The sequence below is a fragment of the Streptomyces sp. NPDC051020 genome (assembly GCF_040683105.1).
Taxonomy (GTDB): domain Bacteria; phylum Actinomycetota; class Actinomycetes; order Streptomycetales; family Streptomycetaceae; genus Streptomyces.
The window spans coordinates 1-21,000 of record NZ_JBFBCG010000082.1 but is presented as its reverse complement, the minus strand read 5'-3'; the positions used below and the strand labels follow the sequence as shown (position 1 = coordinate 21,000).

Here is a 21,000-nt window from a genome sequence, read left to right as displayed (position 1 = left end):
TTCAGAGGATTCAGCGGAGTGCGGCGGACAGTTCGCCCCAGAGGTGGGCAGTTGTCTGCACGCCCTTGAGCAGGAGGTCCAGCTCCACCTTCTCGTTGGGGGCGTGCCAGCCGTCGGAGGGTACGGAGATACCCAAGAAGAGGACGGGGGCGCCGAGCACGTCCTGCAGGTCGGCGGCGGGCCCCGAGCCTCCTTCGCGGGTGAAGAGGATCTTCTGGCCGAAGGCCCGTCCCATGGCGCGGGCCACCGCCTGCAGGGCGGGGTGGTCCAGCGGGGTCAGGCACGGGCGGGTGGCGGGGGCGAAGGTGATCCGGTGGCGGATGCCGGCCGGGAACTGCGTCTGCGCCCAGGCACGGACGGCTTGTTGGACGTGATCGGGGTCCTGGCCCGCGACCAGCCGGAAGCTGATCTTCACGAGGGCGGAGGACGGAATGATGGTCTTGCTCCCGGCGCCCTGGTAGCCGCCACCGATGCCGTTGACCTCGGCCGTGGGGCGCGCCCAGATGCGCTCCAGCGTGGAGTAGCCGGCTTCGCCCGTCGCGGCCTGCGACTTGGCGGTACGCAGCCAGCCGGCCTCGTCGAAGGGGAGCTCGGCGAAGAGGGCGCGCTCGGCATCGGTGAGTTCCGTCACGCCGTCGTAGAAACCGGGGATCGCGACCCGGCCGTCCGCGTCGTGCAGCGCGGCGACGAGGCGGGCCACGGCGGTCGCCGGGTTGGGGACGGCGCCGCCGAACGATCCGGAGTGGATGTCCTGCTCGGGGCCGTGGAGCTCGACCTCGCACTCGGCGAGACCGCGCATGCCGGTGCAGACCGTCGGGGTCGTCTCGTCCCACATGCCGGTGTCGGAGACGATCACGGCGTCGGCGGCGAGGCGGGCGGCCTGCTGCTCGACCAGGGCGCGGAAGTGCGGGGAGCCGGACTCCTCCTCGCCCTCGACGAGGAGCTTGAGGTGGACGGCGGGGGTGGTGCGGCCGGTGGCGGCGAGGTGGGCCCGGACGCCGAGGGTGTGGAAGAACACCTGGCCCTTGTCGTCGGCGGCGCCGCGGCCGTACATCCGGCCGTCCCGGATCACCGGTTCGAACGGCTCGGTGTCCCAGCCGTCCTCCCGGGCGGCGGGCTGCACGTCGTGGTGGCCGTAGACGAGGACGGTCGGGGCGTCCGGGTCCTCGGAGGGCCACTCGGCGAAGACGGCGGGGGCGCCCGCCGTCTCCCAGACCTCCGTGACCGGGAAGCCGGTCTCCTTGAGCTTGGCGGACAGCCACTCGGCGCTGCGCCGTACGTCTCCCTCGTGCTGCGGCTGGGCGGACACGGAGGGGATGCGCAGCCACTCGGCGAGGTCGTCGAGGAAGGCTGTGCGGTGCTGTTCGATATACGTACGGACGGCGCTGTCCGGGGTGTCGCTCATGGTCTTGAGCCTATCGGCCTGCGGGAGGTGGCTCGTCCCACAGGATTTGTTCGAGCTCGGCCCGGCCGGGGAGATCGGTGGGGTGGACGGCTTCTCCGGTGCGGACGAAGAGGAACGTGGTGGTGACGGAGTCGAGCGGCACATCGTGCAGTTCGGCCCAGGCGAGGCGGTAGACGGCCAGCTGCAGCGGGTCGGCCGTGCGGACGGCCGAGGTGTCTTCGTGGCCGTGGGGGGTGTGACGGGTCGTCTTCCAGTCGACGATCTCGTAGGTGACCCCGTCCGCATCTTCCGTGCGGTATACGGCGTCGATCCGGCCCCGCACCACGCGGCCCGCGAGCGTGATCTGGAACGGTGTCTCGACGCGGTACGGGGTGCGGTGGGCGTACGGGGTGCGCTCGAAGGCCTCCTTGAGTGCGGCGAGGTCGGCCTCGTCCGCGATGTCGGTGTCGCTCCCGTCGCCGCCGGGCAGCTCGTCGGGGCCGAGCATGGGCAGCGGCAACTCCTCGAAGCGGGCCTCCACCCAGGCGTGGAACCTGGTGCCCCGGCGGGCCGCGGGCGCGGGCGGCCGCGGCATGGGCCGGGCCAGCTCCTGGGCGAAGCCGTCGGGGTCGTCGGCGAGCCTCAGCAGCTGCGTGGCCGAGAGCGAGGCGGGCACGAGGACCTCGCGCACGGTGGCGCGGGCGCGGCGCAGCTCACCGGTGAGGGCATCGAGGTCCCGGTCCCAGGAGGCGAGGGTGCGGGTCTCCTCCGGGGTGAGCCGTGAGGGGGTGCGGGCGGCGGGGACGCGGGGGGCGGGGTCCGCGGGAGGTTCGCTCGACAGGGAGTCCCAGTCCGCGGCCTCGTCCGGGTATGCCTCGTCATCCGGGTACGGCTCGTCATCGGCATACCGCTGGTCGTCCGGTGCCACGGGGTACGCACCCGGTGCCGCACCCGCCGCCGACTCCCCCGCCAGTGTCTCCAGGTGGGCCAGCACCGTCTTTGCGGCCGCCCGGCGGCGGGCCAGCGCCGTGTCGTCCAGCGGGAGCGGCCAGGCGTGGTCGGCGGCCGCCTCCGCAAGGGCCGGGTTCTCCTCGTCCTCGGCCGGCTCGTCCGCCCATTCCTCGATCTCGCCGTGTCCGGCCGCGCAGTGCTCGTACAGCGCCCGCAGGAAGTCCGACGGGCCGCGCGGCTTCTTCTGCGACGGCCCCCACCAGTGGCCGGAGCCGAGCAGCAGGCTGCGCGGCCGGGTGAAGGTGACGTAGCCGAGCCGGAGTTCCTCGGTGTGCTGGTGCTCCTTCATCTCCTCCTTGAAGCCCCCCAGCCCCTTGGCGTCCCAGGAGTGGATGACGGGCAGGGTGGGTGCGTCGCCGCGCAGGGCGTGCGGAAGGACCTTGGACTGGGAGGTCCAGGCGTCACGGGACTGTCCGCTGGGGAACTGTCCGGTGACCAGGCCGGGCACGGCGACGACGTCCCACTCCAGGCCCTTGGACTTGTGGGCGGTGAGGATCTTGACGGTGTTCTCGCCGCCGGGCAGTGCGTGGTCCAGGCCCTTCTCGTACTGGACGGCCGTGCGCAGGAAGCCGAGGAAGGCCAGCAACGTGGCCTCGCCGTCGACTGCTGCGAAGCGGGCCGCGACGTCCAGGAAGTTGGCGAGGGTCTCACGGCGGCGGGCGGCCAGCGCGTGCGGCGACGCGGAGAGCTCGACTTCGAGACCGGTGGTGGCGAGGACCCGGTGCAGGACGTCCATGAGCGGGTCGGCCAGCGAGCGGCGCAGCTCGCGCAGTTCGGTGGCGAGGCGGGCGAAGCGGACGCGTGCCTCGGCGGAGAACGGCAGCCCGTCGTCCTCCGTACCGCTCGATTCGAGGAAGGTGTCGAGGGCGTCGGCGAGCGAGATCACCTCGGCCGGGTCGATGCCTTCGACCGCCTCGGCGAGCCGGCGGTCGGGATCGAAGTCGGCGTCGTCCGCGTGAGCCGCGCGGTGGACGAGGAGGCGGGCGCGGCGGCCGAGGAGGGCCAGGTCGCGGGGGCCGATCCGCCAGCGGGGCCCGGTGAGCAGCCGGACCAGGGAGGCGTTGGCACCGGGGTCCTGGAGGACTTCGCAGACTGCGACGAGGTCGGCGACCTCGGGCAGGTGCAGCAGCCCCGAGAGGCCGACGACCTCGACGGGGATGTCGCGCGCGACGAGCGCGGCCTGGATCTCCGGGAAGTCACCCGCCGTGCGGCACAGCACGGCGATCTCGCCGGGTTCCTTCCCGGTCCGTACGAGATGGGCGATCGAGCCGGCAAGCCAGTCGATCTCTTCGGTGTGGGTGCGCAGCAGGGCGCAGCGGACGATGCCGTCGCGTTCGGCGCCCGGGGCGGGGCGCAGCGCTTCGACGCCCTCGTGCATGGCGCGCAGCGGCTCGGCGAGCCCGTTGGCGAGGTGCAGCAGGCGGCCGCCGCTGCGGCGGTTCTCGCTGAGGGAGTACCGGGTGGCGGGGGCGCCGTCGGCGTGCGGGAAGTGGTGCGGGAAGTCGTCGAGGTTGGCGACAGAGGCGCCGCGCCAGCCGTAGATCGCCTGGCAGGGGTCGCCGACGGCGGTGACGGGGTGCCCGGTCGCGGTGCCGTCGGGGCCGCTGCCGAAGAGGGCGGAGAGGAGCAGCCGCTGGGCGACTGAGGTGTCCTGGTACTCGTCGAGCAGGACGACCCGGTACTCGTCGCGCAGGATGGCGCCGACCTCGGGGCGGGTGAGGGCCAGCTCGGCGGAGAGTGCGATCTGGTCGCCGAAGTCGAGGAGGTCGCGGCTGCGCTTGGCGTCGCGGTAGCGCCGGGTCAGTGAGAGGAGTTCGCGGCGGGCCTCGGCGGTCTCCGGGATCTTGCGCAGCTCGGCGTTGGTGAGCCGGGCCGTTGCGAGCGCGCGGAGGAGCTCGGTGTCGTACTCCACGAGCTGCTCGGGGCGTACGAGATGCTCGGCCAGCTCGGCGTCGAGTGCCAGCAGATCGCTGACAAGAGTGGGGAACGACCTGGTCAGGGCCGGGTACGGGCCTGGGGCCTCGCGCAGCACGCGGGCGGCGAGCTGGTAGCGGGTGGCGTCGGCGAGGAGGCGCGTGGTGGGTTCGAGTCCTATGCGCAGCCCGTGGTCGGTGAGGAGCCGTCCGGCGAAGGCGTGGTACGTGGAGATGCTGGGCTCGCCCGGCGGGTTGTCCGGGTCGATGACGTCCGGGTCGGTGACCCCGGCGGCGACAAGTGCCTTGCGGACGCGCTCGGCGAGCTCGCCCGCAGCCTTGTTCGTGAACGTGAGCCCGAGTACCTGCTCCGGGGCGACCTGCCCGGTCCCCACCAGCCACACCACGCGCGCCGCCATCACCGTGGTCTTCCCCGACCCGGCTCCGGCCACGATCACCTGCGGGGCGGGCGGCGCGGTGATGCAGGCCGTCTGCTCCGGAGTGAAGGGGATCCCGAGGAGCTCCTTGAGCTGCTCGGGATCGGTGATACGTGAGGACACCCCACAGAGGCTAACCGGGGGCGCCGACAACGTGCGGCCGGCCGGAGCCGCAGCCCGGTCACTCCAGGATGTGGCGGCCCTCGGGCTGAGCGCTGCACGAGGCCCGGAACGTGCAGTGGGTGCAGTGCCGGCCGGTCGTGGGGGTGAAGCGTTCGTCCAGGACCCGGCCCGCGGCCGTGGCCAGCAGGTCGGAGACCCACTCGGTGGTGGGCGGTTCCTGGGCCTGCACCTTAGGAAGGGCGTCGCCGCCCTCCTTCTTCGGGGCCGGCTGCCGCAGCTGGACGAGTTCGGCGCCACCGGGGGCGGGGCGGTGGCCGTCGAAGATCTCGTCGACCGCCCCCTCCCGGACGGCCAGCTGGTACACGGCGAGCTGGGGATGTCGGGCGACCTCGTCCTTCGTCGGGGACTGCTTGCCGGTCTTGAAGTCGACGACGTAGGCACGGCCGTCGGCGTCCCGTTCGACGCGGTCCATGGAGCCGCGGATCCGTACCTCGTACTCCCCCGCTTCGAGCGTCACGTCGAAGTCGTGCTCGCTCGCGGCGGAGGTGCGGCCGGTGCGGTCCATGACATGCCAGCGCAGAAAGCGTTCGAGGGCGACCCTCGCCTGTTCCTTCTCCTGCTGCGACTTCCAGGGGGCGTCGAAGACCAGCCCGTCCCAGACCGAGTCGAGGCGCTCCATCAGGACCGCCAGGTCGGCGGGGGTACGGCCGGAGGCGACCTCGTCGGCGAGTACGTGCACGACGTTGCCGAAGCCCTGCGCGGCCGTCGCCGGGGCGTCCGCCTTCACCTCGCGGCCCAGGAACCACTGCAGGGCGCAGGTGTTGGCCAGCTGGTCGAGTGCGCTGCCGGAGAGCGCCACGGGGTGGTCCCGGTCGCGGAGCGGGACGGCCGAACGGGTCGGCTCGTACAGCCCCCACCAGCGGTACGGATGGGCCGACGGCACGAGCGGCTGCCCCTCGTCGTCCGTGAGCGCGGCCAGCCGGGCCAGCCGGTGGGCGGCCTCGTCGCGCAGGGCGTCGGAGGCATCGGGGTCGACGGTGGTGGCGCGCAGCTCGGCGACGAGCGCGGCGACGGCGAGCGGGCGGCGCGGGCGTCCGGTGACGTCGCGGGGTTCGATGCCCAGCTCGGTGAGGAAGCGGGACGGCTGGTCGCCGTCGGCGGCGGGGGCCTTCACCGCGGTGACGATCAGCCGCTCCCGTGCGCGGGTCGCCGCCACGTAGAAGAGGCGTCGTTCCTCGGCGAGGAGGGCGCCCGGGGTGAGCGGTTCGGCGAGGCCGTCGCGGCCGATCCGGTCGGCTTCGAGCAGTGAGCCGCGGCGGCGCAGGTCCGGCCAGAGCCCCTCCTGCACCCCGGCGACGACGACCAGCCGCCACTCCAGGCCCTTCGAGCGGTGCGCGGTCATCAGCCGTACGGCGTCGGGGCGTCCGACCCGCTTGGAGAGGGTGTCGGCGGCGATGTCCTGGGCGTCGATCTCTTCGAGGAAGTTGAGCGCGCCGCGGCCACCAGTGCGTTCCTCGGCGCGGGCCGCGGTGTCGAAGAGTGCGCAGACGGCGTCGAGATCGCGGTCGGCGTTGCGGCCGCCCACACCGCCGCGCAGCGCGGCGCGTTCGAGCCGCCCCGGCCAGGGGGTGCCCGCCCACAGCTCCCACAGGGCCTCTTCGGCGGTGCCGCCGCCTTCGAGGAGTTCGCGTGCCTTGCGCAGCAGCGCGCCGAGGCGCTGGGCACCGCGGGCGTACGCGGGGTCGTGTGCGACGAGGCGTTCGGGTTCGGCGAGCGCGCGGGCCAGCAGCTCGCCGGAGGGCGGCGGTACCCGGTTCCCGGTGGCCCGCTCCTCGTCGCGCAGCGCCCGGCCGAGCCGGCGCAGATCGGCGGCGTCCATGGAGCCGAGGGGGGAGGTGAGGAGGGTGAGGGCGGTCTCGGTGTCGAGCCAGGGGGCGGCCGGCTCCTCGGGCGCGGGGGCGGCGCCGTCGTCCGGGGCCGTCGGCTCCGCAGCCGTCGTGCGGTGCAGCGCGGCCGTGGCGACCGTGCGGAGGGCGGTGAGGAGCGGGGCCACAGCGGGTTCGTGGCGCAGCGGGAGGTCGTCGCCGTCGACCTCCAGGGGCACACCCGCCGACGTCAGGGCGCGGCGCACCGCGGGGATCGTGCGGCCCCCGGCACGTACCAGCACCGCCATCTCGTTCCATGGCACGCCGTCCTCCAAGTGGGCGCGGCGCAGCAGGTCGGCGATGTTGTCCAGCTCGGTGGAGGCGGTCGGGTAGGTGTACGTCTCGACGCGCCCGCCCTCGCGCACCGCGGCGAGCTCCCGGTGGGCTCGGACCTTCGCCGACGGCAGCCGGGTCAGCGGCATCCGGCGGGTGAGCAGCCGGGTGGCGGCCAGCAGCTGTGCGCCGGAGCGCCGCGACGTGGTGAGGACGCCGACCGGGGCCGGGCCGCCGTCCGCCCGCCGGAACGTCTCCGGGAAGTCGAGGATGCCGTTCACGTCGGCGCCCCGGAACGTGTAGATCGACTGGTCCGGGTCGCCGAACGCGATCAGGTCCCGGCCGCCGCCGGCCCCCGGCGCTCTCCCGCGGTTGCCCGCCAGCGCGTGCAGCAGCCGTACCTGCGCCGGGTCCGTGTCCTGGTACTCGTCGACGAACACCGCGTCGTACGCCCCGGCCAGCACCGCCGACACCTCGGGGCGCTCGGCGAGGAGCACCGCCCGGTGGACCAGCTCCGCGTAGTCCAGCACTCCCTGCGCGTCGAGCACGTCGAGGTACTCGGCGAGGAAGGCTGCGGCCGCGCCCCAGTCCGGGCGGCCGGTGCGGCGCGCGAACTCGGCGAGGGCATCCGGGCCGATGCCCAGCTCGCGGCTGCGGGCGAGCACTGCGCGTACCTCGTCGGCGAAGCCACGCGTGGTCAGGCAGGCCCGCAGCTCGTCGGGCCAGCGGATGTGCGCGATGCCCTCCTGTTCCAGTTCGAGCTGGCCGGCCAGCAGATCGCGGACGGTGACGTCCTGCTCGGGTCCGGAGAGCAGCCGGAGCGGGTCGGCGAACAGATCGGCGTCCTGATGGGCGCGGACCAGTGCGTAGCAGAAGGAGTGGAACGTGGTGGCCTGCGGGCCGCGGGCGGCACCGAGCCGGGCGGCCATCCGGTCGCGCAGCTCCACCGCCGCCTTGCGGCTGAACGTGAGGACCAGAATGCGGGCAGGGTCGCCGCCCCTCGCGACCCGGGCGGCAACCGCTTCGACGAGCGTGGTCGTCTTGCCGGTGCCCGGTCCGGCGAGGACCAGCAGCGGGCCGCCGGGATGATCAACCACCGACTGTTGCGCTGCGTCCAGAACAGGAGGGTCAACGGAACCAGGCCGGGTGCGCACCAGTCGGTACGCGCCCGTGGTCCTCCCCCTACGCCCCGGCGGGCGTGGGGGGACCCCCTGCCGTGCCTGACGGTACGGACTGTGCCGGGTGAAGGAGGAGGAGCTCACGTGGATCGCCGGTCCTGGGGGGTGCTGATGGTGGGGGGCGGGGGTGCCTGTCGCGAACTGTCGACGCTACGCCAGCGGGAGCGTGGGATGCGGCGGGTCCACTGCGTCGAACGTCACGTTCCGCGTCGCACGGCAGGTCACGCCGGTATTTTCGTCCATCGAACGGGCCCGGCTGCGCCCGTCATGGGGCCAAATGGCGGAAGCTGTCAGGTGTGAGCTCTCCCGACCCCGTCCTGGTCCTCGTTCCGGTCGGTGCCCCCGTGCCCACCGGTCACGCCGTCCCACCGTGCGCGCTTCATGTCGAGGCGCGGCACGTGGCCCTCAGCATTGCGCGCGGCCTCGCGCAGCGGGGTGCTCTCCTCGCGGTAGTGGTCCAGCGCCCGCAGCTCATGACCGGGCAGCAGCGCCCCGTCGGCCCGCACCACCCGCCACCACGGCGCCGCGGCGCCGTACAGCGCCATGACCCGGCCGACCTGGCGCGGGCCGCCCTCCCCCAGCCACTCCGCGACATCGCCGTACGTCATGACACGGCCGGGTGGGATCAGGTCGGCGACATCGAGCACGCGCTCCGCGTACTCCGGCAGTGCGTCGTACTCCGGCGACGCGTCGGGCGCCCGGTCGCCCCTCGCCCCGTCGCCGCTCGTCCGCTGTTGGCTCATCCGGCCCATGGTGCCGTATGCCACCGACAGTCCGGCCCGGCGCTCGGCCGAGGGTCGCGTAGGCGTGCACTCACTGAGTGTGCACCCGAGAGCAAAGGGGCGTATCTTGCGCATCGCGCGACCGTGCAGTGCACCCTGATACCCCCCTCTGTCTCCAGGCCATGCCACCATCATGCGGGCGGTGACCGGTGATACGAGACCACGAAGACCAATCAGAGGCGACGAAGGAGCAGGGCGTGCAGCCACCGAAGGCAGCCGACGCCTCCGACGCCGAGCAGCGCCCGGAAGAGCAGCGGGAACAGCAGCGGCCGACGCAGAAGCGCGAAGAGCGGGACTCCGCTCCGCACCGTCTGGTCGGCTCCACCCTCTCGACCGTCGCCGAGGCCGAACAGGCCGACCGGGTCTCCGGTGACGAGCCGCTGCTCCCCGCCCGGGTGCACCGCCCCTCCGACCTGATGCGGCTCCTCGTCGGTGTCCTGGCGATCGCCGTCCTGTTCTCCATCGCCGCGTTCGCCCACGGCACGACCACCGGTCTCGAACACGACATCACCAAGGGCACGGACCAAGCACCCGACGTTCTGATCAAGCTCGCCGGCCTGGTCTCCAGCATCGCGGTGCTGCTGGTGCCCGTCGCCTTCGCCATCGAGCGGCTCATCAAACGCGACGGGCTGCGGATCGCGGACGGTGTCCTCGCCGCCGTTCTCGCGCACGGGGTGACGCTCGCCACCGACCTCTGGGTCGCCAAATCCGCCCCCGGCACCATTCAGGACGCGCTCACCCAGCCTCAGCCCGGTGCCGCGCTCACCGATCCCGTACACGGCTATCTCGCACCCGTGATCGCCTACATGACGGCGGTCGGGATGGCGAGACGGCCGCGCTGGCGGGTCGTGCTGTGGGTGGTGCTGCTGCTCGACACCTTCGCCATGCTGGTGGGCGGCTACACGACCCCGTTCTCGATCGTCCTCACCGTGCTGATCGGCTGGACCGTCGCGTACGGCACGCTGTACACGGTCGGCTCGCCGAACGTCCGGCCGACCGGTCAGCATCTGATGGCCGGTCTGCGCCACGTCGGCTTCCGCCCGGTCACCGCGATGCGCGCCGAGGACACCCCCGACTCCGGCGACCCGAGCGACCGGGGCCGCCGCTATCTGGTTTCCCTGGAGGACGGTCCACCGCTGGATGTGACGGTCGTCGACCGGGAACAGCAGGCACAGGGCTTCTTCTACCGGGTGTGGCGCAGACTCACCCTGCGCGGCATCACCCAGCGCCAATCCCTCCAGTCTCTGCGTCAGGCGCTGGAGCAGGAGGCGCTCCTCGCGTACGCGGCGATCGCCGCCGGAGCCAACGCCCCCAAGCTGATCGCCACCTCGGAGCTCGGTCCCGACGCCGTGATGCTGGTGTACGAGCACATCGGCGGGCGCTCCCTCGATGCGCTGGAGGACGTGGAGATCACCGACGACCTGGTGCGCGGCGCCTGGCGGCAGGTGAAGTCGCTCCAGTCCCGGCGGATCGCGCACCGCAGGCTCACCGGCGACGCGATCCTGGTGGATCGTTCCGGCACGGTGTTCGTGACCGATCTGCGCGGCGGCGAGATCGCGGCCGGTGATCTGGTGCTGCGGATGGACATCGCGCAGCTGCTCACCACCACGGGTCTGCGGGTGGGGGCCGAGCGGGCCGTCGCGGCGGCGCTCGAGGTCCTCGACCCCGATGCCGTGGCGAACTGCCTGCCGCTGCTCCAGCCGATCGCCCTCAGCCGCTCCACCCGGGCGGCGCTGCGCAGGCTGGCCCGTGAGCGGTCTCAGCGCGAGCGCGAGGCGGTGATCGCGGCGTCGGACGCGGCCAAGCTCGCCAAAACCCAGGAGGCACAGGCGTCGGTCCCCGCCGACCGCAAGGCGCTCCGCAATGAGAAGCAGGCGGAGAAGCGGGCGATAGACGATGCCCTGGACGAGGCCCGGGAGGAGGATCTGCTGACCCAGATCCGCCGCCAGGTGCTGCTGATCCGGCCGCAGGCGCCCGTGGAGCCGGTCCGGCTGGAGCGGATCAAGCCGCGCACGCTGCTCAGCTTCATCGCCGGTGCGATCGCCGCGTACTTCCTGATCTCGCAGGTCACGCAGGCCGACTTCGGCGCGGTCGTCGAGCAGGCGGAGTGGGGCTGGGTGGCGGCGGCGCTCGGGTTCTCGGCGCTCAGTTACATCGCGGCGGCAATGAGCCTGCTGGGGTTCGTGCCGGAGCGGGTGCCGTTCGGGAAGACCGTGCTGGCGCAGGTGGCCGGCTCGTTCGTGAAGATCGTCGCGCCGCCCGCGGTCGGCGGTGTGGCGCTGAACACGCGGTTCCTGCAGCGTTCCGGGGTACGCCCGGGGCTCGCCGTCGCAAGTGTCGGCGCCTCCCAGCTGTTCGGGCTCGGCTGCCACATCCTGCTGCTGGCCGCGTTCGGATACCTGACCGGGACCGAGAAGACTCCGTCGCTCGCCCCGTCCAGGACGGTGATCGCCGGACTGCTGACGGTCGCGGTGCTGGTCCTGGTGGTGACCGCGATCCCGTTCCTGCGGAAGTTCGTCGTGACGCGCCTGCGGTCGCTGTTCGCCGGGGTCGTACCGCGCATGCTCGATGTCGTGCAGCGCCCGCAGAAGCTGCTCACCGGTATCGGCGGCATGCTGCTGCTGACCGGCCTGTTCGTGATGTGCCTGGACGCGTCGATCCGGGCGTTCAGCGGTCCCGACGTTCCGCAGCTCAGCTACGCGAGCATCGCGGTGGTCTTCCTCGCCGGCAACGCACTGGGGTCGGCTGCGCCGACGCCGGGCGGTATGGGTGCGGTCGAGGGCGCGCTGACGCTGGGACTGATCGCGGTCGGTCTGCCGAAGGAGGTCGCGGCGCCCGCCGTGCTGCTGTTCCGGTTGATGACCCTGTGGCTGCCGGTCCTGCCCGGCTGGCTCTGCTTCAACCGCCTCACCCGCAAGGGCGCCCTCTGACACGCCGCCGCCAAACCCCCCACGGCCCCTCCCCCGGGTCGGTCCGTACCCGGGTGCCCTGGGCCACCCACTTGGACCGGTGTCCCGCGCGCCGCCCCGCGCGCCGTCGCACGATGGGGCGATGAGGACCTCTCCTGCTCTGCGCGCCGCGGCCCTCGCGGCCACCGCCACCGTTCTGCTGCCCCTCACCGCCTGTTCGGACAACAGCGGCAACGAGGCCACCGGTACGGACCGTACGAAGAACCCTCCGCACGCGGCGAACACCGCCGACGCATCCGGAGCAGCCGACCTGGCCTCCCAGAAGTTGACGTGGAAGCCCTGCCAGGCCCCGTCCACGGCGCAGGGCGGCGGAACCGCCCCGACCCCCCTCCCCGGCGGCGCCGTCTGGGAGTGCTCCTTCATGAAGGTCCCGCTCGATTACGCGAAGCCGGGCGGCGACACGATCGCGCTGGCGCTGATCCGCGCCAGGGCCGTCAACCAGAACAAGCGAATCGGCTCGCTCATCTTCAACTTCGGCGGCCCCGGCGCCTCCGGCGTCGCCACGCTGCCCGCCTTCGGCCCCACGTACGCCAACCTCCGTACCCGTTACGACCTGGTGAGCTTCGATCCGCGCGGGGTCGGCCGCAGCGAAGGGGTGAAGTGCGAGAACGACCAACAGCTCGACGCGCGCTTCCAGAGCGACGTCACCCCGGACACCGCCGCCGAGGAGCAGGCCTTCCTCAACCAGCAGAAGAAGTTCGCCGCGGCCTGCGAGAAGAACTCCGGCTCCGAACTCCCCTACGTCGGCACCACCAACGCCGCCCGCGACGTGGATCTGATGCGCCAGGTGCTCGGCGACGACAAGCTGCACTACTTCGGCGTCTCGTACGGCACCGCACTGGGCGGCGTCTACGCGCACTTGTTCCCGGAGAAGGTCGGCAGGGCGGTGTTCGACGGGGTCGTCGACCCGACCGAGGACTACGAGCAGTCCTCCCTCGGCCAGGCGAAGGGCTTCCAGTTGGCGCTGGACAACTTCACCCAGAACTGCGTTGATCGCGGCGCCGCCTGCAAGCTTCCCGGAACCACCGGGAAGGAGGTCGAGCACGGGATCGCCGAACTTCTCGACCGGCTGGAGAAGCAGCCGATCCCAGGGCTCGGCTCCCGGCAGCTGACGCAGTCCCAGGCCACCACCGGAATCGCGGCCTCGCTCTACTCCAAGGAGACCTGGTCGCTGCTGGAACAGGGGGTCGACGAGGCGGACGGCGGGAACGGCGCGCTGCTCCTGGCCCTGGCCGACTCGCTGAACGGCCGTTCCCGGACGGGCCGTTACGACAACTCGACGGCGGCCAACGCGGCCGTCAACTGCGCCGACTCGAAGCAGCGGTTCACCGTCGACGGGACGAGGGCGCTGCTTCCGGAGTTCCGGAAGGCGTCGACGGTCTTCGGCGACTATCTGGGCTGGGGTCTGATGCAGTGCACCGCCTGGCCGGTCGCGGGTGCGTGGAAGACCCCGGACGTCAGCGCTCCCGGCGCGGCCCCCATCCTGGTCATCGGTAACACGGGCGACCCGGCGACCCCGTACAAGGGCGCACAGGCGATGGCGCAGGAGCTGGGCCCGGGTGTCGGGGTGCAGATGACTTTCGAGGGCCAGGGGCACGGCGCGTACAACAGCGGCAACGCCTGTGTGAAGAAGACGGTGGTCAGCTACCTGCTGGACGGCACGGTCCCGGCAGCCGGTACCGTCTGCCGCTGAAGCTGTCGGCGGCGGCGTCCGCGCCCCCTCCGGATCACGCCGGGCTCAGCGGCCCTGGCCTGCCGTCGCACGCCGTACTTCTCGAGGGGCACGGAGGATGGCAAACGAGTTGGGCAAGGGCGTCGGCATCATGCTCACCGACAAGGGCGAGGGTCACGGCTCGTACGGCGTGAGCGGCTGTGTGACGTCGGCGGTGGACGCGTACGTCCTGGACGGAGGTCCCGGCGGACGGCAGGACCTGTTCGTGCCGGAGAGAATGGAGAAGGGGCCGACCGCTTGACGCGGACCGGCCCCTTCGAAGCTTTTCGCCCTAGTACACCGGCTTCTCGGGCTCGATCTGGTTGACCCAGCCGATCACGCCGCCACCGACGTGCACCGCGTCGGCGAAGCCCGCCGACTTGAGGACCGCGAGGACCTCGGCGCTACGGACGCCGGTCTTGCAGTGCAGGACGATGCGCTTGTCCTGCGGGAGGTCCTGGAGGGCGTTGCCCATCAGGAACTCGTTCTTCGGGATCAGCTTCGCGCCGGGGATCGAGACGATCTCGAACTCGTTCGGCTCACGGACGTCGATGATCTCGATCTTCTCGTCCGTGTCGATCCACTCCTTGAGCTGCTTCGGAGTGATCGTGGAGCCGAGCGCCGCCTCCTGGGCCTCCTCGGACACGACGCCGCAGAAGGCCTCGTAGTCGATGAGTTCGGTGACGGTCGCGTTCTCGCCGCAGACCGCGCAGTCGGGGTCCTTGCGGACCTTGACCTGGCGGTACTGCATCTCCAGGGCGTCGTAGATCATCAGTCGGCCGACCAGCGGGTCGCCGACACCGGCGAGCAGCTTGATGGCTTCGGTGACCTGGATGGAACCGATGGACGCGCAGAGCACGCCCAGCACGCCGCCCTCGGCGCAGGACGGGACCATGCCGGGGGGCGGCGGCTCCGGGTAGAGGCAGCGGTAGCAGGGACCGTGCTCGGACCAGAAGACGGACGCCTGACCGTCGAAGCGGTAGATCGAACCCCACACGTACGGCTTGTTCAGCAGTACCGCGGCGTCGTTGACGAGATAGCGGGTGGCGAAGTTGTCCGTGCCGTCCACAATCAGGTCGTACTGGGAGAAGATCTCCATCACGTTCTCGGCCTCGAGCCGCTCTTCGTGAAGGATCACGTTCACATACGGGTTGATGCCGAGGACCGAGTCCTTGGCGGACTCCGCCTTGGAACGGCCGATGTCGGACTGACTGTGGATGATCTGGCGCTGCAGGTTCGACTCGTCGACCTCGTCGAACTCCACGATGCCGAGCGTGCCGACACCGGCCGCGGCCAGGTACATCAGGGCCGGCGAGCCGAGACCGCCGGCGCCCACACAGAGCACCTTCGCGTTCTTCAGCCGCTTCTGCCCGTCCATCCCGACATCCGGGATGATCAGGTGGCGGGAGTACCTGCGGACCTCGTCGACGGTGAGCTCAGCAGCTGGCTCGACCAGGGGTGGCAGCGACACAGGAACCTCAACAATGCAGGTGGTCGGTTTCTACGTACTTCATCTGCGTACGGTTCTTCTTGCCGCAACACTGCCACGCCCCCTGTCATTCCGAGATACCAGGTCCGATCCGCGAGACAATCTCGTCCCAGTACCCGGGCAGCGCCGCGAATGGATCGGTTTGTCCTCTGCTGCCCCTCCGCACGGTGCGGTCGGTGAAGAAGATCGTGCCCGCGCCCTGCCAGCGAGCGATGCGCAGGGCCTCGTCGAGGTGGGTGCGCGGAACGCCGTGCACGAAGTGCGCGAAGTGTCCCGGCGGGTAGGCGGCGGTCCACTCCGCCACCTGCGACCAGCGGTAGTCGGTCCACGCCCCGGAGAAGGTGACCATCTGGTCGGCGGTCTCGGCGTAGCCGGGATACGGATGGGTTCCGTGCCCGAGCACCAGCAGCCCGTCCTCGACGAGCGTGGCGAGCGTGCCGGTGAGGCGGCGGACCGCCGGGAGGCCGGCGCGGTCGGCGGGACACCGGTCCAGGTAGAAGCCGTCGACGCGGTACCAGTCGAGGAAGGACTGCGCGTCGGTGATCAGCTCGTCGAACGGACGGTCGCCGTGGGCCAGATCGAGGTGCCCCAGCAGCCGGCCGCCGCCCGCCCGGACGGTGTCCTGCGCGGTCTCGCCGTGCAGGGCCCGTTCGCGGGCGTTGCGGAGCCGGCCTGCGGCTTCCAGACAGTGCGGGTCGGGCCCGGCGCCGGGACCGGTGTCGATGTTGAGGACCGCCCAGTGCACGTGGGTGCTGGGGCGGGTCAGTTCGGCCCATTCGGTGGGGGCGAGCAGCGGATGCGCGTAGCCGGGGACGCCGAAGCCGAGCTGCTCGGCGCCACCGGCCCTGCGTGCCGATCCGGCACTGGTCAGATGCGGCATGCCGCCTCCATCCAGATGTCGGCGAGGGACTCCTCCAGGTTGATCCGGGGCCGCCAGCCGAGCCGGTCGCGGGCGGTGCGGACGTCTGCCTGCTGCCAGGCGCCGCAGCCGTCGGGGTACGGGGACGGGGTCGCCGAGAGGTGTTCGATGACCGACTCGGAGGAGGTGCGGGGGGCGCCGATGGGCATCCGGGCGGGGGGCGTGTCCAGCTCGTGGAGCGCACCCGGGTAGCCCGCGACCTTGGCAAGCACGGCGGCGGCGTCGCGGAGCCGTACGGCTCGGCCGGTGCCGATGTTGACAACTCCCTGCGCAGCGGAGAGCGAGGCGGCGTGCACGGCGCGGGCGACGTCCCGTACGTCGACGAAGTCGCGCTGCACCCCGAGGCCGCTGAGCTTCAGCTCGCCGTCGCCGGACTGCATGGCGCGGCGCATCGCCTCGGCGAGCCGGCCCAGTGGGGAACCCGCCGGGGTGCCGGGGCCGACCGGCGAGAAGACCCGCAGTACAACCGCGTCGAGGCCGGAGCCGAGGACAAGTTCGGTGGCGGCGAGCTTGGAGACGCCGTACGGCCCGCCCGGGCGCGGGATGGCGTCCTCCGCCGTCGAGGAGCCGGGCTGCGAGGGCCCGTACTCCGAGGAGCAGCCCACCTGGACGAGGCGGGCGGTGCAGCCGCTGCGCCGCATCGCCTCGCAGACGGTGGCGACGGCGACGGTGTTGTGCCGGGTCAGGTCGCGGGCTCCGCCACGGGTGGCGCCCGCGCAGTTGACGACGACGCCGGGGTGGACGGCGTCCAGGAAGCGGGTGAGTGCTCCGGGCGAGCCGCCCGCGAGGTCGAACCGTACGTCGGCGTCGTCGCCGCGGCCGAGCGCCGTGAGGTGCACGGCGGGGTCGGCGAGCAGCCGGTCGGCCACGAACCGGCCGAGGAACCCGTTGGCTCCGAGCAGCAGAACCCTCATCGGGTGCCCCCTTCGTGCCGACGGCGGGCTGCCGGTGCGGGGGATTGGGGGGTCATGTCCGGTGTCTCCTTGGGGAGGTGGTGAGCGGTAAGAGGCCGCGCACGTAGGTGGGGTGGAGGAAGGAGCGGGGCGAGGGCCAAGGACCCGTGGCGTCGGCTCCGCGGGGGTCGTACGGGGAGTGGCTCTTCATCGCGGCTCAGGCGGTGGTGTGGGCGGACGCCCTGGAAAGGGCGACGGTGGCGTGGATCAGCAGCCCGAGCGCGGCTGCGCCGCAGGCGATGGCGGGTACGGCTCCGGTGCCGCCCGCGTCGATGACCGCGTCGACGGGGCGGGCGAGGACATGGAGGCCGGGCAGCCGCCCGGCCAGGATCAGGGCGGGGGCGGCCGCCTCGACGGCGCAGGCGGCGGCGAGTCCGGTGGTGGCGGGCTCCGGGAAGCCGTGGACGGTCAGCAGCCGGGCGAGCAGGAGGAGTACGCCGAGCGCGGCGGCCGCGACGAGGGAGCCGCCGCCTCCGTACCCGAGCTCGGCGAGGCGGAGCAGCCCCGAGAGCACGCAGAGGAAGAGGGCGACGGTCCCGAAGAGGAGGGGGCGCACCCCTGCTGCGAACTCCTCCAGTGCGCGGCTGCCGGTGAGTCTGCGGTGTGCGTGCACGGCGAAGAGGTGCGCGCACCAGGCGGCGGGGGCGACGGCGAGCGCGAGTCCCAGCAGGGGTGCGGGGGTGAGCGCCCAGGGTCCTTCCGGGCCGCCGCTGAGGACCTGGTCGAGCAGCGCCTGGCCGTACAGCACGTAGCCGAGGAGCCAGCCCACGGACAGAGTGGCTGCCGCCGAGGAGCGGCCCCCCGGGGCGCGCAGGGGCCCACTCCGCAGGCAGAGGCCGAGCCCGAGGAGCGCGACGAGTGCCCCGACGAGGGTCACCGTGAGCCGCCCCCCACCGCCGAGTGCTCCTTCGGTGAGTTTCAGGACGACGGCGGTCGCGGTGCAGGCCGCACCGGGCAGCAGCGCGAGGAGCGACCAGACGGCGCGCGTCTCGATGTCGCGCACCGGCGCGGGAGGCGCCGCGCTCGCCGGCTCCCCTGTCACGGCGGGCACCCGCGCGTAGAGCTCCTCGGCGAGCGAGAAGACATCGCGGTGCCGGTATCGGGCGGCAGTGCGGTCGGTGATCCCGTGGGCTTCGAGCCCGGCGGCGATCTCGAGCGGGTCGACAGCGCGTTGGCAGAGGTCGCGGTGGCGGTGCATGAGGGTCTTCACGGGATCGACGGGCCCGCGCCGGGAGGCGCTGGGCTTGCGTGCGGGGGTGGCACGGGTGTGCGCGATCTCGGGGGCCCGGGGGGTGGCGGCGGGTGCGTCGTCACTTGTGGGATGTGTCCCGGTCCGCGTCCGCACCTCGGCGGGCGTGTCGGTCCTTGTCCCGTTCTCGCCCGCCGCCGGGGCGCAGGCGGCGGGCCCGGCGGGGGTCCCGGCCTGCTTGAGAGCTCCGGCCTCGGGCGGTGTGCCGGCCTCGGCCTGCGTAAGGACACCGTCCTCAGACGCGCCTCCGCTCTCCGCCACATCACCGGCGACCTGCGCGGCATCGGCCGCATCGGCACCAGGCTGTGCCGGCTCTGCGGGGTCCGCACGCACATCGGCGGTTCCGGCGCCGGTGAGCGCCCAGCCCGTGGCGGCAGGGAACTCGCCGGCGGTCGCGGGGCGGTCGGGTGCCGCACTCCCGGTCGTGTCCGGCTCCCGCGCGGGTTCCCGATCCGGCGCCGGGTTCCGCAGCGAATCCGCGCCTGGGTCCCGTTCCTGCGGGGAGTCCGGCCCCTCGGCCGCCCCCTTCGCCGGCGACTGCTCCATCAGCGCCACCGGCCGCAGCGGTCCCACCCCCGCGAGGCCCGGCATCGCCCCCGTCCCGGGCCGCGCCCAGGCCGGGGCGGAAATCTCCGTGACCCGGGGTCCGGAGACCAGGACCTCCGAGCGGGGGTTCCAGCTCCTGTCGGTCGTCGGGGTGCCGGGGACGTCGAGCGCCTCGGTCGGGCGGCCGCCCATGGGAAATCCTCCGTGATCCATGCCGAGTCCGCTGGACCGGCTCGTCCTTCTGTCCCTCTGCTGCTCACACATCGCGGTCCGCCGTCCCGCGCGCACCCGCGCACACGCCCTCGATGGCCCAGCTCGGGGTGTGCGCGGGAACCGTCCAGCTGCCCAGGACCAGGGCCTCGGGTGGAGTCGCGAACGGGCGCGGGGCGCCGTCCGCCTCCCTGCGCACCGGGGAGTGGGAGATCAGCTCCAGGTAAATGCCGCGAAATGCCGCGAGGTTCTGTTCGACGGCGAAGAGTTCGAGCGCGCGGGCCCGCGCCGCCGCACCGAGACGTGCACGGCGCTCGGGGTCGCGCAGCAGCGTGATGCACGCGTCGGCGAGCGCCCGGGGGTTGCGCGGGGGCACCACAAGGCCCGTACCGCCGATGACTTCGACGACCGCGCCGACATCCGTCGACACCGTGGCCCGGCCGCAGAACATCGCCTCGACAAGACTGATCGGGAAGCCCTCGACGACGCTGGAGAGGACGACGATCCCGCCCGCCGCGTACGCCTCGGCGAGGTCCGCGACCTCGGCGCCGCCGATGTCCTCGAAGGAGACCGGGTTGTCGCCGACGGCATGCGCGTCGGCAGCCTCGTCCGGGAAAAGCTGGGCGGCGAGTGCCCGGCAGTGCGCGAGGTACGTGGCGCCTTCCGCGCCCGGCGCCGGCGCGCCGACGATCCGCAGCCGGGCGTCCGGTTCGGCCTTCCGTACGTCCGCGAAGGCGTGCAGCAGTGCGATCAGGTCCTTGGACGGCTCGATCCGGCCGACCCAGACCAGGGTGTCGGGGCCGCCCTCGTCCTTGCTCTCCCCCAGGGCTGCGAAGCGGTCCGCCTCCATGCCGGGGTAGACCGTGCGCACCTTGGCGCCGTCGGCGCCGCAGCGTTCCTGCCAGCAGCGTGTGTGCGCGTTGCCGGGGGTGATGAGCGCGGCCTGCCGGTACACCTCGGTGGCGAGCCGTCCGTGGAATGCGGCAAGCAGGGCGCGCACCGGTGCACCCAGGGGTGGGACGGTCGCTGCGAGGTAATGGGTCCGCAACTGCACACCGTGCTCGGTGACCAGCAGCGGGACGCCGAAGAAGCGTTTGGCCAACAGCCCGGGCAGAGCCGCTGCCCCGCCGGACGCCGCGTGGCAGAGGTCGACCGCACCGAGGCTCTCCTCGTCGTACCAGTCGAGGGAGAGCGGGCGCAGGACGCGGTCCAGTTCCGCCGCGAGGATGAGGAGGTCGGGGACGGTCGCGGCCTGAACGATCCGCCCGGTGCCCGGGGCACGGCAGGCTGCTTCCAGTACGCGCAGAGCGGACTCGGAGCGGAGCGCCACGGGAAGTCCGCCGTGTTCGCGGGCCAGTTCGGCGAGTCCGTACAGCCCGTCGGTGAACTGTGTGCCGGAGGCGCCGGCCGTGGATCCGCCACCGCCGGCTTCCACGATCGCGTCCGCCGTGCAGATCGACGTGGCGAGCGCCGTGAAGTGCGCGGTGAACCGGTGCCGTTCGCGCCGTCCGTACGACCGCCCGCCCCTTCCGGTCACCAGTCGGGCGAGCAGCCCCCTGCCGGCAGGGCCGCCCAGGACGTCCTCGCCGGTCGTCCACAGCGGCGCCGTCCGTACCCGGCTGACCTGGGGCGGAAGCTGTACCCAGCCCTGCGCCTCCTGCTCGGCGGAGCGGCTGAGCGCGTAGAGGTCGAACTCGTGCTGCATCAGCCCGCGCACCAGACGGTCGCACCAGAGTCTGGACTCACCGGTCGCATACGGATAACCACCGTCGGTGAGGAGTCCGATCCGCACGAGCGCACCCCCGATCTTCCTTAGTGGGCGGCCGCCGTTGGTTTGGCGACTCACAGCGGGACGACCGTAAGCGGATACGCCGGTGGCGCGGGGTACGCGCGGAGGACGCCGCACCCACACCGGTCAACCGCTGAAC

General features: G+C 72.5%; 12 protein-coding genes. 3 read left to right on the top strand and 9 right to left on the bottom strand.

The features are described from left to right. Nucleotides 1-10: 10 nt before the first annotated feature. The 4 genes from AB0N06_RS31335 to AB0N06_RS31320 all read right to left on the bottom strand — a co-directional run bounded on the left by AB0N06_RS31335 (nt 11) and on the right by AB0N06_RS31320 (nt 8,987). A complete protein-coding gene (locus AB0N06_RS31335; protein ID WP_366138080.1) occupies nt 11-1,405 on the bottom strand; it encodes a dipeptidase in 1,395 nt (464 codons plus the stop codon). Between the two features lie 10 nt (nt 1,406-1,415). Next, a complete protein-coding gene (locus AB0N06_RS31330; protein WP_366138079.1) occupies nt 1,416-4,868 on the bottom strand; it encodes a UvrD-helicase domain-containing protein in 3,453 nt (1,150 codons plus the stop codon). Between the two features lie 58 nt (nt 4,869-4,926). Next, the gene (locus tag AB0N06_RS31325; RefSeq protein ID WP_366138078.1) at nt 4,927-8,328 is read right to left on the bottom strand and encodes an ATP-dependent DNA helicase; all 3,402 of its coding nucleotides are present in this window, start codon (nt 8,326-8,328) and stop codon (nt 4,927-4,929) included. A gap of 206 nt (nt 8,329-8,534) precedes the next feature. Further along, nucleotides 8,535-8,987, bottom strand: a complete 453-nt coding sequence (locus AB0N06_RS31320) for an MGMT family protein (protein WP_366138077.1) — start codon at nt 8,985-8,987, stop codon at nt 8,535-8,537. 236 nt (nt 8,988-9,223) lie between these two features. Here AB0N06_RS31320 and AB0N06_RS31315 point away from each other — a divergent pair, with 236 nt between their 5' ends. The 3 genes from AB0N06_RS31315 to AB0N06_RS31305 all read left to right on the top strand — a co-directional run bounded on the left by AB0N06_RS31315 (nt 9,224) and on the right by AB0N06_RS31305 (nt 13,968). Continuing rightward, a complete protein-coding gene (locus tag AB0N06_RS31315) occupies nt 9,224-11,956 on the top strand; it encodes a lysylphosphatidylglycerol synthase transmembrane domain-containing protein (RefSeq protein ID WP_366138076.1) in 2,733 nt (910 codons plus the stop codon). Between the two features lie 121 nt (nt 11,957-12,077). Then, nucleotides 12,078-13,688 (top strand): alpha/beta hydrolase, encoded by a 1,611-nt coding sequence (locus tag AB0N06_RS31310; RefSeq protein WP_366138075.1) that lies wholly within the window; start codon nt 12,078-12,080, stop codon nt 13,686-13,688. Between the two features lie 97 nt (nt 13,689-13,785). After that, nucleotides 13,786-13,968: an alpha/beta hydrolase gene (locus AB0N06_RS31305; protein ID WP_366138074.1), complete on the top strand. Its 183-nt coding sequence runs from the start codon at nt 13,786-13,788 to the stop codon at nt 13,966-13,968. Nucleotides 13,969-13,998: 30 nt separating this feature from the next. Here the strand turns inward: AB0N06_RS31305 and moeZ are convergent, their stop codons facing one another. The 5 genes from moeZ to AB0N06_RS31280 form a co-directional block, all read right to left on the bottom strand. Next, nucleotides 13,999-15,177 (bottom strand): adenylyltransferase/sulfurtransferase MoeZ, encoded by a 1,179-nt coding sequence (moeZ, locus tag AB0N06_RS31300; RefSeq protein ID WP_366138073.1) that lies wholly within the window; start codon nt 15,175-15,177, stop codon nt 13,999-14,001. 85 nt (nt 15,178-15,262) lie between these two features. Then, nucleotides 15,263-16,075: a spherulation-specific family 4 protein gene (locus tag AB0N06_RS31295; protein ID WP_366138072.1), complete on the bottom strand. Its 813-nt coding sequence runs from the start codon at nt 16,073-16,075 to the stop codon at nt 15,263-15,265. Continuing rightward, a complete protein-coding gene (locus AB0N06_RS31290) occupies nt 16,063-17,028 on the bottom strand; it encodes an NAD-dependent epimerase/dehydratase (protein WP_366138071.1) in 966 nt (321 codons plus the stop codon). Before AB0N06_RS31290 ends, AB0N06_RS31295 begins: the two co-directional genes overlap by 13 nt. Nucleotides 17,029-17,224: 196 nt before the next feature. Further along, nucleotides 17,225-18,265 (bottom strand): hypothetical protein, encoded by a 1,041-nt coding sequence (locus tag AB0N06_RS31285; RefSeq protein ID WP_366138091.1) that lies wholly within the window; start codon nt 18,263-18,265, stop codon nt 17,225-17,227. Nucleotides 18,266-19,118: 853 nt separating this feature from the next. Next, nucleotides 19,119-20,864: a glycosyltransferase gene (locus AB0N06_RS31280; protein ID WP_366138090.1), complete on the bottom strand. Its 1,746-nt coding sequence runs from the start codon at nt 20,862-20,864 to the stop codon at nt 19,119-19,121. Nucleotides 20,865-21,000: the final 136 nt, after the last annotated feature.

What these genes read in the sequence shown, in the direction of transcription:
- AB0N06_RS31335 (WP_366138080.1), bottom strand. Translation starts at nt 1,405, where the DNA reads ATGAGCGACACCCCGGACAGCGCCGTCCGTACGTATATCGAACAGCAC.
- AB0N06_RS31320 (WP_366138077.1), bottom strand. Translation starts at nt 8,987, where the DNA reads ATGAGCCAACAGCGGACGAGCGGCGACGGGGCGAGGGGCGACCGGGCG.
- AB0N06_RS31310 (WP_366138075.1), top strand. Translation starts at nt 12,078, where the DNA reads ATGAGGACCTCTCCTGCTCTGCGCGCCGCGGCCCTCGCGGCCACCGCC.
- AB0N06_RS31305 (WP_366138074.1), top strand. Translation starts at nt 13,786, where the DNA reads ATGGCAAACGAGTTGGGCAAGGGCGTCGGCATCATGCTCACCGACAAG.
- AB0N06_RS31295 (WP_366138072.1), bottom strand. Translation starts at nt 16,075, where the DNA reads ATGCCGCATCTGACCAGTGCCGGATCGGCACGCAGGGCCGGTGGCGCC.
- AB0N06_RS31290 (WP_366138071.1), bottom strand. Translation starts at nt 17,028, where the DNA reads ATGAGGGTTCTGCTGCTCGGAGCCAACGGGTTCCTCGGCCGGTTCGTG.
- AB0N06_RS31285 (WP_366138091.1), bottom strand. Translation starts at nt 18,265, where the DNA reads ATGCACCGCCACCGCGACCTCTGCCAACGCGCTGTCGACCCGCTCGAG.